This is a genomic window from Streptomyces sp. AC627_RSS907, assembly GCF_019049165.1.
Map to the genome: position 1 here is coordinate 1 of NZ_JAGMUE010001078.1, position 1,044 is coordinate 1,044.

2 protein-coding genes are annotated in these 1,044 nt (G+C 73.7%); one reads left to right on the forward strand and one right to left on the reverse strand.

Annotation, left to right across the window (positions count from 1 at the left end; genetic code table 11):
• The coding region (locus tag KUM32_RS40355) for a DUF664 domain-containing protein (protein ID WP_217146668.1) at positions 1-146 on the forward strand (146 nt) is incomplete at its 5' end.
• Between the two features lie 95 nt (positions 147-241).
• Here the strand turns inward: KUM32_RS40355 and KUM32_RS40360 are convergent.
• A partial coding sequence (locus KUM32_RS40360) for an SDR family NAD(P)-dependent oxidoreductase (RefSeq protein ID WP_308408847.1) occupies positions 242-1,044 on the reverse strand: 803 nt, incomplete at its 5' end.

The window sequence follows — 1,044 nt, forward strand, 5'->3', positions numbered from 1 at the left end:
CCCTGGAGGTGACCGGCCACCAACCCCGTTGGGGCACGGACGTGTCACTGCGCCTGGTCATGCTCCACCTGATCCACGAGTACGCCCGGCACAACGGGCACGCCGACTTCCTGCGCGAGGGCGTCGACGGCACCGTGGGGGCCTGACGTCCGCGCCCCGCCACCACCGCGACCGCCGCGACCCGGTGGGACCGAGTCGCGGCGGCGGTGGGGCGGGGCGCGGTGACAGGTGGGGGCGGCTGTCAGACGGCCTTGACCAGCCCGTCGTCCACCCGGACGTCGGCCCCGGCCATGCTGGCCGCCTGACCGGAGAGCAGGAAGGCGACGAGCGAGCCGATGTGGGCCGGCTCCGCGATGTGCCCGGTCGTCAGCCCGAAGCGCTGCGGCAGGTGGGCCACCAACTCGTCCTGCGGGACGCCGAACGCCGCGGCCAGGATGGCCGCCGGGCCGTCCGGGTCGGACCAGCGCTCGATGTTGATCGGACCGGGCGAGACGGTCAGGGCCCGCACGCCCTGCGGTCCGAACTCCTCGTTCAGCGCCTTGGTCAGCGCGTTCAGCGCCGCCTTGGCCGCCCCGTAGTCCACCGTCGTGGACGCCGGGACGCGGGCCGCCGTCGAGGAGATGTTGACGATGACGCCGCCCTGGCGCAGCAGGTGCGGCAGGGCGGCCCGGGTGACGCGCACGGCGCTGGTGAAGTTGAGGTCCAGCGTCCGCTGCCATTCGGCGTCGTCCAGGGCGAGGAACCCGCCCGAGTTGTAGGTGTCCTTGCCGCCCACGTTGTTGACGAGGAAGTCGAGGCCGTCGAGCGTGTCCGCGGCCTCCGCGACCAGGTCGCGCGGCCCGTCGGGCGCGGTGACGTCGCACGCGATCGGCACGGCGCCGGAATCCTTCAGCGCGGGCGTGAGGGTGCGCGCGCAGCCGGCCACGCGCACGCCCTCCGCGAGCAGGGCCTTGGCGATGGCGAGACCGGTGCCGCGGCTGGCGCCGGTGACGAGAGCCTTCTTGCCGGTGAGGTGGAGGTCCATAGCTTCTGGTGCACTTCCTC